This window comes from Herbaspirillum lusitanum P6-12 (assembly GCF_000256565.1).
Lineage (GTDB): Bacteria > Pseudomonadota > Gammaproteobacteria > Burkholderiales > Burkholderiaceae_D > Herbaspirillum > Herbaspirillum lusitanum.
In genome coordinates this window covers 1-10,778 of the sequence record NZ_AJHH01000021.1, presented here as the reverse complement: position 1 = coordinate 10,778, position 10,778 = coordinate 1, and the positions used below count along the sequence as shown (strand labels likewise).

Sequence of the window (10,778 nt, the reverse complement as noted above, 5' to 3'; positions counted from 1 at the left end):
AGGTGATAATTGTTATGATTATAATAGTTGTAATGGCGACGGCGCTTCCTGCGCCACGTAGGTCAGTTTTGCGCCGGCTGCCTGGGCGAATACCGGCACGGTATCGGCAACGTCGGCGCTGAGGTCGACACCGCCGACATTGAGCGCTTCCAGCAGCGGCAGGCCGCTGGAGAATTCATGCCAGCTGATCTTGACATTGAGCGGCGCCAGCAGTTTTTCGAGCGTGCCGTTGGTCTTGAGCACGGTCAACAGCGTCGAGGATTTTTGATAGCCGATGCGCGCCTGCACCGGCTTGCCGGTTTGTGCGAAGGCGGGCAGGGCGAGGCTGCCGGCGGCAGCGGCGGAAGTCATTGTGGCGATGGCCTGGAGCAGGCGGCGGCGTTGCAATTGAGTTGTCATGATAGAGAAGATCAAGGTCGAAAAATGGGTCAGTCGGGTCAGTCTGGTCGAGAAGCCAGCACGTCGCGCCAACGCAATTTGCGCGTCTCGATATGCTTGAGCAGGCTGTCGGAAAGTTTTCCCAGCGTGGCCAGGATGATGATGGCGGCCAGCACGATGTCGGGACGGCTGCTTTCGCGGCCGTCGGACAACAGGTAGCCGACGCCCTTGGTGGCGGCGATCAGTTCGGCCGCGACCAGGAACATCCAGGACAGGCTGAGGCCGGTACGCAATCCCGTGAACAGGTTCGGCAAGGCGGCCGGCAACAGGATGCGGCGAATCAGGTCGCGTGATGAAAGACCATGGATTTTGCCGACTTCGAGCAGTTTGCGATCGACGTTGTGAATGCCGGCCACCAGGTTGATGTAGACCGGGAAGAAAGCGCCGATGGCGATCAACACAATCTTGGGCGTCTCGTCGATGCCCAGCCACAGCAGCAGCAAGGGAATCCAGGCCAGGCTGGGAATCGCGCGCAGCGCCTGGAACGACGGTTCCAGCAGCGACTCGGCGCGGCGATGCATGCCGACCAATACGCCGAAGGCGACCGCCAGCAGCGCGCCGATCGAGAAGCCGGCGGCCACGCGCGCCACGCTGACGGCGATGTGGGCGAACAGGTCGCGCTTGGCCAGCGCGTAGATGGTCTGCGCAATCTCGCTCGGCGGCGGCAGTAGCCGTGAAGGGATCAGATCGAACGCCGAGCCGATTTCCAAGGCGCCCAGAAAAGCCACGGGCAGCAGGGCTCCCCAAGGCCAGTTGAAGGACTTGCGTCTGGCGTTGCGTTGTTGCGCGACGTCCTCAATGCGGTCATCGCCCTGATGCGCGAAGTCTGCCTGATGTGCTTCCAGCGACAGCAGCGAGTGCGACTCTTTCATGGCCTCATGCCTGGCGGATCAGGCCTTGCGAGTACGCAGGATCGATCAGCGCGGTGATGGTTCTGGAGAGATCGGTGCCGCTCCTGACCAGTTCCTCGTCGAGCAAGATAGGCGCGGCGGCGCGCAGCGCATCGATGTGTTCCTTGCCGATTTGCGGATTGGAAAAATCGTTGCGTTTGAGTTGCAGCTGCGCCACCGGCAGCGACAGCCTGGCTTCTTCGGCGATCAGTTTGGCGGTCTCGTCGGGGTTCTTGATGATCCACAGGCGTGCGCGTTCGTAAGCGCGGATCACGCGCTTGACCTCGTCCGGATATTTGGCGGCGAAGCTATCGCTGACGTTGAGGAACCCGTAGGTATTGAAATTGACGTTGCGATAGATCAGCCTGGAGCCGGCTTCCAGTTCACTGGCCGCCAGATGCGGATCGAGTCCGGCCCAGGCGTCGACGCGTTTCTGTTCCAGCGCGACGCGGCCGTCGGGATGTTGCAGGTGGAGGATTTCTACGTCGCTCTTGGCCAGACCGTTTTCATGCAGCGCACGCAGCAGGAACAGGTAGGGATCGGTGCCTTTGGTGGCGGCGATTTTCTTGCCCTTGAGTTCTTTCACCGATCGGATGGTGGAATCTTTTTGCACCGCCAGCGCGGTCCACTCCGGGCGCGAAAACACATACACGGCCTTGGCGGGATTGCCGTTGGCGCGTGCCAGCAGGGCGGCCAGGCCGGCAGTGCTGCCGAAGTCGACGCTGTCGCTGTTGAGGTATTCGAGCGCGCGATTGCTGCCCTGGCTCAGCACCCATTTGACCGAGCCGCCGGAGGACTTCAGGTCTTCTTCCAGCCAGCCGAATTTCTTCAGCACCAGGCTGGGTGGCGAATACGTCGCGTAGTCGAGGCGGATGGTCTTGGGCGCGTCGGCGGCGCGGCCGGTCAGCGGCAAGCCCAAAGCGGCAGCACCAACGGTTGCAGTGCTCAACTGGAGGAAGTGGCGGCGTTGCATGATGTCCTTTTCTTGTTAGTCTGTCAGGCGGCATCGTGTAGACGAGGCCGGCCTGTCCCTGTCGGGATGACTCTACGGACGAAGTCCGCGGAAAAGAACGATTTTTTTCGCGCTTGCTTATGCGCTCAACGCATGCCGGGCAAGGAAAGGATCAGGGAAAAGTCGGGGAAAAATCAGGGCAAATGCAGCTCGAACTGGGCGCCGCCGTCGGGGTGGTTGGCCAGCAGCGCTTCGCCTTTCTTGTCGCCTTTTTGGTGGGCGGCGGCGATCGCCTGGCACAAATCCATGCCGAGACCGGTGGACGGTTTGACTTCGTGCGTGCCGATGCCGGGGCCGTCATCGCGGATGCTGAAGACCACGCCGTTGCCATCCTTGCGGCAGGCCAGTTCGATATGCGAGCGGGCAAAGCGCGTGGCGTTCTGCAACGCCGCTTCGAGCGCCAGGCCGACCAGGTTTTCATCGAAGAAGGCAATCAGCGGCATGCCTTCGCTGTTGATCGAGACCTCGAGGCCGGATTGGCCGATGGTCAGGTGGCGCCGCAGGCCTTCGAGGAAATCCTGCGGCGACAATGCTTCGATCTGCGCCGTCAGTCCTTGCGAGGATGCTTTATACAGCGTCAGGAAGCCGATCAGCTTTTCCTGCAGCGTGAGGCAGGTCAGGTGCGCATGGCCGGCGCGTTCGTCGGGCGACTCGGCGGCAAGCACGCGCAACTCACCCTCCAGTACGCCGAGCGAATTCTTGATGTCGTGAACAATGATGGCGGCCAGTTTTGCGTCCATGGATCAGCTCTTCTGCGCCGCTTTGGCGACCGCGTCTCGCAGGAATTTATGCATCTTGCTGACACGGTCGTTGCCCGGGATCAGGCGGTCCAGCGTATTGAGGTAGCGGTTGACGCGCTTGACGTAGTCCTGGTTGATGCCGCGCTGGCTCATCCACAACAGATGCAGCTGGGCTGCCGCCATCAGCACGCCGGTGTTTTCCGGCATGCTGTGCAATGCTTCTTCCAGTTTGGCCAGCGATTCGTCCGGCTTGGCGCTGCGCATCAGCGTATTGGCTTCGGCGATGATGCCCATGCACTGCTTGACGGCGCCGTCGACCAGTTCGTCGGTCATGCCTTCCTTGCCGCAATCGGCCAGCACCTTGCGCGCCAGTGTCAGCAGCGTCTTGTTTTCGTGGTCGGACTTCACCGCCTGCGAAATCAGCTGCGCGCCTTCTTCGTCACGGCCGACCGAGAAAGCCGCCTTGGCCAGCGCGAGCGTCCCCATTTCCGACGGCGTACCTTCGGCGGCGTTGCGCGCCGCTTCGAACGCCATCTCGGCGGAAATCATGTCGCCCAGCTGGACATACGCCTGCGCCGCCACGGCCGATTGCGTCGAGATGAACATCTTCGATTCAGCATAACGCTTGGGCGCATTGGCCAGCAGCGCCAGCGCTGCATCTCCGTCGCCGGTGTCGACGTGCACCTGCGCCAACGTCAGCAGGTCGCCCGGCTGCGCGGTCAGCGAACCCTTGGTGTGCTTGAGCACCTTGTCGAACGCTTCCTTGGCCTGGTCCAGGTCGCCGACGCGATAGGCGGCGTCACCGACCAGGCGGCTGCGGCGCGCCGACGGGATGATTTCGGAAGAGCGGGCGAGAGCGTCCAGCGCCTGTTGCTGATTGCCTTGCGCGTCTTCAATCTGCGCCAGCAAGTCATAGGCTTCAATATATTGGGAATTCTGTGCGAGTACAGCTTGCACCAGCACCTTGGCGTCGTCGTATTGGCCGGCCACGATATTGCAGCGCGCCATGCCGACCTTGGCCCATACCTGGTCGTCGCGCATTTCCAGCGCTTGCGCGTAGACCGCGCGCGCCTCTTCGATGCGGCGCAATTCGACCAGCAGGCTGCCCTTGATCTTGAGGATGTCGACGATCCATTTGGGTGCGACCTTCACCACGTTGTCGCATTCGACGATGGCGCCGGCCTGGTCCTTGCGCTTGAGCTTTTCATTGATCGGCAGCAGCGCGTTCTGTTTTTCCAGCAGGCGGTCGATGCGATCGGCCAGCTTGGATGCCGTCAGCGGCTTGAGCATGTAGGCGTCGGGCTGGAACTCGGCGGCGCTGGCGACCAGGTTGTAGCCGCTTTCGGCCGTGACCATGATGAACATGGTGGTGGGCGACAGCATGTGCTGAGTGCGGAAAAATTCCAGCAGCTGCTGACCGTTGGTTTCCTTGTTCAGGTTGTAGTCGCAGACGATGAGGTCGTAGGTGCTGCCCCCCTGGACGGCGCGAATCGCTTCGTCGGGCGTGCCGGCCTGGTCGACTTTGGTAATGCCGAGCTGGCCCAGATGCATGCGAATGTTTTGGCGCATGGCCGGCATGTCGTCAATGATGAGCGAGCGCAGGCTGGAAATGCGGCTGAATGGAACCAGGGTCATAGGGGGAAAGCAGAAAACTCGTAATATTACTGGCTAGAAATGTATATCAAATACGTCGAATATCCGTAATAAATCTAGGATATTCCTTGAAATCATTTGCATTATCGCTGAAAGACGCTACAGCCGTCGCTCTCGAAAGGGCGGGAGCCGACGTTGTGCACGCATGAACCGTACCGGCGGGACCGTTATAATCGGAATTTCGGCAATCGGGGATCGGCGGCATACTAACAGACTATCGAAGATTTTTTGTCTGCAACCGTATTCCTTGTGCTGCCGGGCCATTTCGGCCATTCCGCTATTCCAGATTGCAACAGCAGAAAAAGAACTTGCACAAACAACTGTTTTTTTATACAGTGCTGCTTAGTTGATCTCTGACTGATCCGAACGAACACTTTGTTGAAAGAACCCTATGGACGATAAAAAATCCGCGAACAATACTGAGAAGGGCAAAGCGCTGGCCGCAGCCCTTGCTCAGATCGAGAAGCAATTCGGCAAGGGCTCGGTCATGCGCATGGAAGACGGCGCGGTCCTCGAGGAAATCCAGGTCGTCTCGACCGGTTCCCTCGGCCTGGACATCGCGTTGGGCGTCGGCGGTCTGCCGCGCGGCCGCGTGATCGAAATCTACGGTCCGGAATCCTCGGGTAAGACGACGCTGACGCTGCAAGCCATTGCTGAAATGCAAAAGATCGGCGGCACCTGCGCCTTCATCGACGCGGAACACGCATTGGACGTGACCTACGCGCAGAAGCTGGGCGTCAATCTGTCCGATCTGCTGATTTCGCAACCCGACACCGGCGAACAAGCGCTGGAAATCACCGACGCGCTGGTACGTTCCGGCGGCGTTGACCTGATCGTCATCGACTCGGTCGCCGCATTGACGCCGCGCGCCGAAATCGAAGGCGACATGGGCGACTCCCTGCCGGGCCTGCAGGCACGCCTGATGTCGCAAGCGCTGCGCAAGCTGACCGGCAGCATCAACCGCACCAGCACCACCGTGATCTTCATCAATCAGATCCGCATGAAGATCGGTGTCATGTTCGGTAATCCCGAAACGACCACCGGTGGCAATGCGCTCAAGTTTTACGCCTCTGTGCGCCTGGATATCCGCCGCACCGGTTCGATCAAGTCCGGCGACGAAGTCATCGGCAGCGAAACCAAGGTCAAGGTCGTCAAGAACAAGGTGGCGCCGCCATTCCGCGAAGCCCACTTCGATATTCTTTATGGCGAAGGCACATCGCGCGAAGGTGAAATCCTCGATCTGGGCTCTGACGCCAAGATCGTGGAAAAGTCCGGCGCCTGGTACAGCTATAACGGCGAACGTATCGGCCAAGGCAAGGACAATGCACGCAATTTCCTGAAAGAACGTCCGGAACTGGCGCGCGAAATCGAAAACAAGGTACGTGCTTCCCTCGGCGTTCCTGAGTTGGCTGCAAGTGGCGCTGGTGCTGCTGCAACACCGGCACCGACTGGCAAAGGTTCTGCAAAGAACGTAGCAGCAGAAGAATCCTGATGCCGTTGTACTTCGCTCGCGTCTTGTCGGTCGCAACGATCGCGACGGTGTGACAGATGCCCAGGCCGCAAATCAGCCTGAAGGCGCGAGCGCTCAAATATCTCTCTTCACGTGAGCATAGTCGTCTGGAACTTGCGCGTAAGTTAACCCCTTACGCGCAAGATGGCGACGATATCGAAGCCCTGCTCAACTGGCTGCAAGAGTCCAAATTCCTTTCCCAAGAACGTTTTTCCGAATCATTGGTGAATCGTCGCGTCGGTCGTTACGGCAACAATCGCATCCTTTCCGAATTGAAAAGCCACGGTATCACCGGCGAAGCGCTGGGCGACGCCAAAATCGGCCTGACCCAGGGTGAAAACGAACGGGCGCGCGAGGTCTTGCGGCGCAAGTTCGATGAAGCGCCGGCCGACGGCATGGGTTTCTGCAGCAGCGCGGATTTTCGCATCGGGCAATTCAGGCCGCGGTCAAAACCGCCTGGAGTGATGGTGAGCACGATGATTTTGATTGAATGATCGGTCGATTAATTGCGATTACTCCTGATTACGTACAGCGCAGCCGGGATTTTTGTCCGCACGCCAATCCCTCAAAAATAGTCTCCATAAGCCCATCCCGCTGCCGAGGCGGGGCCAGATGTGCTAAAATCTCCGGGTTTTTGCTGCGCCGCATTAGCGGCTGTCATGGCAATCTTTGCGATGACGACACGCAATGCGACAACGATTAAATGTTGATCAAATGGCATTCTCTATGCCCAATGCACTGTCCGCACCTTCTACTAAGCAATCCGCCCGGCTGCATCAGCCGCGCGTCTCCTCGTTCGGAGACGGCGCGCCAGCGCGGATTCTTGCCTCCATTCGCGCCGCGCGGTGTTGCCGCCAGCCGGATTTCAATCCAGTAAGTTTTATTTAATAGTGTCTTAAAGGGAAGCTCCCATGAAAATCCATGAGTATCAGGGCAAAGAAATCCTCCGCCAATTCGGCGTGACCGTTCCACGCGGCATTCCATGCCAATCCGTTGAAGATGCCGTCAAGGCAGCTGAAACGCTGGGCGGTCCGGTGTGGGTCGTCAAGGCGCAAATCCATGCGGGTGGCCGCGGCAAGGGCGGCGGCGTGAAAGTTGCCAAGTCCCTCGAGCAAGTCAGGGAATACGCCAACCAGATCCTCGGCATGCAACTGATCACGCACCAGACCGGCCCGGAAGGCCAAAAAGTGCGTCGCCTGCTGATCGAAGAAGGCGCGGACATCAAGAAGGAACTGTACGTTTCCATGGTCACCGACCGCGTCAGCCAACGCGTGGTCCTGATGGCTTCCAGCGAAGGCGGCATGGACATCGAAGAAGTTGCTGAAAGCCACCCTGAACTGATTCACCAGATCGCCATCGATCCGTCGACCGGCCTGACCGATGCCGACGCTGACAGCATCGCCACCAAGATCGGCGTTCCAGCCGCGTCCGTGGTTGACGCGCGCAAGCAATTGCAAGGTCTGTACAAGGCATACTGGGACACCGATGCTTCGCTGGCCGAAATCAACCCGCTGATCCTGACCGGCGACGGCAAGGTCATCGCTCTGGACGCGAAATTCAACTTCGACTCCAACGCCCTGTTCCGTCATCCTGAAATCGTCGCCTACCGCGATCTGGACGAAGAAGATCCGGCTGAAGTCGAAGCTTCCAAGTTCGACCTGGCCTACATCTCCCTCGACGGCAACATCGGCTGCCTGGTCAACGGCGCCGGTCTGGCCATGGCCACCATGGACACCATCAAGCTGTTCGGCGGCGAGCCTGCCAACTTCCTGGACGTCGGCGGCGGCGCAACCACAGAGAAGGTTACCGAAGCATTCAAGATCATGCTGAAGAACCCGGAACTGAAAGCCATCCTGGTCAACATCTTCGGCGGCATCATGCGCTGTGACGTGATCGCCGAAGGCGTGATCGCTGCGTCCAAGGCCGTTTCCCTGAAAGTGCCGCTGGTCGTGCGCATGAAGGGCACCAACGAAGAAATCGGCAAGAAGCTGCTGGCCGACTCCGGCCTGCCGATCATCTCGGCAGACAGCATGGAAGAAGCTGCGCAAAAAGTTGTTGCTGCAGCCAACGGTAAATAATAGGACAAGGAATAGCTATGTCGATTCTGATCAATAAAGACACCAAAGTCATCACCCAAGGCATCACCGGCAAAACCGGTCAATTCCATACCCGCATGTGCCGCGAATACGCGAACGGCAAGAACGCTTTCGTTGCAGGCGTGAACCCGAAGAAGGCCGGCGAAGATTTCGAAGGCATTCCAATTTTCGCGAATGTGTCCGAAGCCAAGAAGGCCACCGGCGCAAATGTTTCCGTGATCTACGTGCCACCTGCAGGCGCTGCTGCTGCCATCTGGGAAGCCGTTGAAGCCGAGCTGGACCTGGCCATCTGTATCACTGAAGGCATCCCTGTCCGCGACATGCTGGAACTGAAAAACCGCATGGCGAAGTCCGGCAGCAAGACGCTGCTGCTGGGTCCTAACTGCCCAGGTCTGATCACTCCGGACGAAATCAAGATCGGCATCATGCCGGGCCACATCCACAAAAAGGGCCGCATCGGCGTGGTTTCCCGTTCGGGTACATTGACCTATGAAGCAGTCGGTCAGCTGACCGCACTGGGTCTGGGTCAATCGTCCGCAGTCGGTATCGGCGGCGACCCGATCAACGGTCTGAAGCACATCGACATCATGAAGGCACCGACGCCGTCATCATGATCGGTGAAATCGGCGGCCCTGACGAAGCCAACGCTTCGTACTGGGTCAAGGACAACATGAAGAAACCGGTCATCGGCTTCATCGCCGGCGTGACTGCACCTCCAGGCAAGCGCATGGGCCACGCCGGCGCGCTGATCTCCGGTGGCGCCGACACGGCTGAAGCCAAGCTTGCGATCATGGAAGAATGCGGCATCAAGGCAACACGCAATCCTTCGGAAATGGCGCGTCTGCTGAAGTCGGTTCTGTAATTCATTGACCGCAACAGCAAGCAAAACGGCAGGCTGGAAGCATTTGTCTGAGCGTCGACAGAACTTCCCGGCCTGACCGGTGACATACCAATATGGGGAGCTCCGGCTCCCCATATTGTTTTAGTGTTCACGAATATTTTGGGGGTTGTATGGAATTTTTGGCGGAATTGAACTGGCTCGCAGTCGGCCAGATCATCCTGATCGATATTTTGCTCGGTGGCGACAATGCCATCGTGATCGCGCTGGCATGTCGCAATCTGCCGGACAACCTGCGCTTGCGCGGCATCCTGTGGGGCACTTTCGGCGCCATCGCCATCCGCATTGTCCTGATCGCTTTTGCGGTGACCTTGCTGCAGATGCCGTTCATCAAATTGGTCGGCGGCGTGCTGCTGTTCTGGATCGGCACCAAGCTGCTCAGCGATGACGACGGACACGGCGAAATCAGCGGAAGCGACAAGTTGCTGTCGGCGATCAAGACCATCGTCGTCGCCGACCTGGTGATGAGCCTGGACAACGTCATCGCCATCGCCAGCGCCGCCGAACAGGCGGCCGGCGAGCATCAGTTGCTGCTGGTGATTTTCGGCATCCTGGTCAGCATTCCCATTATCGTCTGGGGCAGCACGCTGGTGCTCAAGTTGATGGAAAAGGTGCCGCTGATCATCACGCTCGGCGCGGCCTTGCTTGGATACCTCGCGGGCGGCATGATCATCTCCGACGTGGCGATCAAGGACTGGGTGCAGACCTATCTGCCGCACCATGAGTTCGTAATGCCGGGCATGCAATTGCACCTGAGCTTGCCGGGCATGGTCGGCGCCATCGGCGTCGTGGTTGTCGGCAACTGGCTGGCGCGCAGGGCGCGGAAGCAGGCGGCATAAAGAAGGTATAAAGCGGCCGGGCGAGGCCGGATGATGAATCCCGCCTTGCCCGTGCGGTTATAAAGATGTTCACAAAATCGCCGTTGGCGAATATGATCCATGCGGGGAGTCTGGCGTTGCCCGAGAGAAAACGGCGGCCATGAACAGATGACCAGGCAACGCTCCCGAAAACTCGATTTTTTTGTAATAGGAAAACAATATGCAAGCGAAGCGGTCTGCACGTTACTCACCCACCGGTTTCACCCTGATTGAATTGATGATCGTCATCGCCATTGTGGGTGTTCTCGCGATGGTGGCGATTCCGCAATACCGGGACTACTTGGTCCGTACCAAAGTAGCCGAAGGGCTGAACCTCGCGACGCCGGCGAAGATGGCCGTGTCCGAGACAATTGCCTCCAAGGGGAGCGCAGACTTTGAACAAGCCGCGACAGGCTATACATTTACGCCGTCGAAAGAAATCACATCGGTTTCCGACATCAAAATCGAAAAAGGCGGCGCGATCACCATTACCTTTGGCGATATTGGCGGCGAGGCAAAAGGCAAGACGCTGAAGCTGGTGCCATCGGCAGCTAACCCGAGCGCCATTACCTGGCTGTGCCAAACGGCACCTGCCAAGGCTGCTGCGGACTCACCCTTGCTGCCGGCAAAATATGCACCGGAAGTCTGTCGCGGCTGATTCATCCGGCGACAATACCGGGTTTT

The 10,778-nt window shown here is 59.0% G+C and carries 8 protein-coding genes and 3 pseudogenes; 6 read left to right on the top strand and 5 right to left on the bottom strand.

Features of this window, described 5'->3' with window-relative positions; all coding sequences use genetic code 11:
* Positions 1-33: 33 nt before the first annotated feature.
* From HLUSI_RS0101060 to HLUSI_RS0101040, 5 genes and pseudogenes are all read right to left on the bottom strand, one after another.
* Positions 34-399 (bottom strand): annotated as a pseudogene (locus HLUSI_RS0101060) (aliphatic sulfonate ABC transporter substrate-binding protein); the annotation flags it as partial.
* A gap of 38 nt (positions 400-437) precedes the next feature.
* Positions 438-1,310: an ABC transporter permease gene (locus HLUSI_RS0101055; protein WP_016832195.1), complete on the bottom strand. Its 873-nt coding sequence runs from the start codon at positions 1,308-1,310 to the stop codon at positions 438-440.
* Positions 1,311-1,314: 4 nt separating this feature from the next.
* The gene (locus HLUSI_RS0101050) at positions 1,315-2,301 is read right to left on the bottom strand and encodes an aliphatic sulfonate ABC transporter substrate-binding protein (RefSeq protein WP_029362975.1); all 987 of its coding nucleotides are present in this window, start codon (positions 2,299-2,301) and stop codon (positions 1,315-1,317) included.
* A gap of 173 nt (positions 2,302-2,474) precedes the next feature.
* Positions 2,475-3,080, bottom strand: coding sequence for a sensor histidine kinase (locus HLUSI_RS0101045; protein WP_016832193.1), 606 nt, complete (start codon positions 3,078-3,080; stop codon positions 2,475-2,477).
* Between the two features lie 3 nt (positions 3,081-3,083).
* The gene (locus HLUSI_RS0101040) at positions 3,084-4,715 is read right to left on the bottom strand and encodes a tetratricopeptide repeat protein (RefSeq protein ID WP_016832192.1); all 1,632 of its coding nucleotides are present in this window, start codon (positions 4,713-4,715) and stop codon (positions 3,084-3,086) included.
* Positions 4,716-5,124: 409 nt separating this feature from the next.
* On the opposite strand from HLUSI_RS0101040, the gene recA reads away from it, so the two are divergent.
* From recA to HLUSI_RS34590, 6 genes and pseudogenes are all read left to right on the top strand, one after another.
* On the top strand, positions 5,125-6,225 hold the full coding sequence (gene recA / locus HLUSI_RS0101035) for a recombinase RecA (RefSeq protein ID WP_016832191.1): 1,101 nt from the start codon (positions 5,125-5,127) through the stop codon (positions 6,223-6,225).
* A 56-nt stretch (positions 6,226-6,281) separates the two neighbouring features.
* Positions 6,282-6,733, top strand: a pseudogene (gene recX, locus HLUSI_RS26375) (recombination regulator RecX).
* Between the two features lie 421 nt (positions 6,734-7,154).
* Positions 7,155-8,321, top strand: coding sequence for an ADP-forming succinate--CoA ligase subunit beta (gene sucC / locus HLUSI_RS0101025; protein ID WP_016832190.1), 1,167 nt, complete (start codon positions 7,155-7,157; stop codon positions 8,319-8,321).
* 17 nt (positions 8,322-8,338) lie between these two features.
* A pseudogene (gene sucD / locus HLUSI_RS26370) lies at positions 8,339-9,201 on the top strand (succinate--CoA ligase subunit alpha).
* A 149-nt stretch (positions 9,202-9,350) separates the two neighbouring features.
* A complete protein-coding gene (locus HLUSI_RS0101015; RefSeq protein ID WP_029362974.1) occupies positions 9,351-10,076 on the top strand; it encodes a TerC family protein in 726 nt (241 codons plus the stop codon).
* Between the two features lie 199 nt (positions 10,077-10,275).
* Positions 10,276-10,752: a pilin gene (locus tag HLUSI_RS34590; protein ID WP_016832188.1), complete on the top strand. Its 477-nt coding sequence runs from the start codon at positions 10,276-10,278 to the stop codon at positions 10,750-10,752.
* Positions 10,753-10,778: the final 26 nt, after the last annotated feature.

Excerpts from the sequence above, each read along its gene's own strand:
- HLUSI_RS0101040 (WP_016832192.1), bottom strand. The coding sequence starts at position 4,715 with ATGACCCTGGTTCCATTCAGCCGCATTTCCAGCCTGCGCTCGCTCATC.
- HLUSI_RS0101015 (WP_029362974.1), top strand. The coding sequence starts at position 9,351 with ATGGAATTTTTGGCGGAATTGAACTGGCTCGCAGTCGGCCAGATCATC.
- HLUSI_RS0101050 (WP_029362975.1), bottom strand. The coding sequence starts at position 2,301 with ATGCAACGCCGCCACTTCCTCCAGTTGAGCACTGCAACCGTTGGTGCT.
- HLUSI_RS0101045 (WP_016832193.1), bottom strand. The coding sequence starts at position 3,080 with ATGGACGCAAAACTGGCCGCCATCATTGTTCACGACATCAAGAATTCG.
- HLUSI_RS34590 (WP_016832188.1), top strand. The coding sequence starts at position 10,276 with ATGCAAGCGAAGCGGTCTGCACGTTACTCACCCACCGGTTTCACCCTG.
- HLUSI_RS0101055 (WP_016832195.1), bottom strand. The coding sequence starts at position 1,310 with ATGAAAGAGTCGCACTCGCTGCTGTCGCTGGAAGCACATCAGGCAGAC.
- sucC (WP_016832190.1), top strand. The coding sequence starts at position 7,155 with ATGAAAATCCATGAGTATCAGGGCAAAGAAATCCTCCGCCAATTCGGC.
- recA (WP_016832191.1), top strand. The coding sequence starts at position 5,125 with ATGGACGATAAAAAATCCGCGAACAATACTGAGAAGGGCAAAGCGCTG.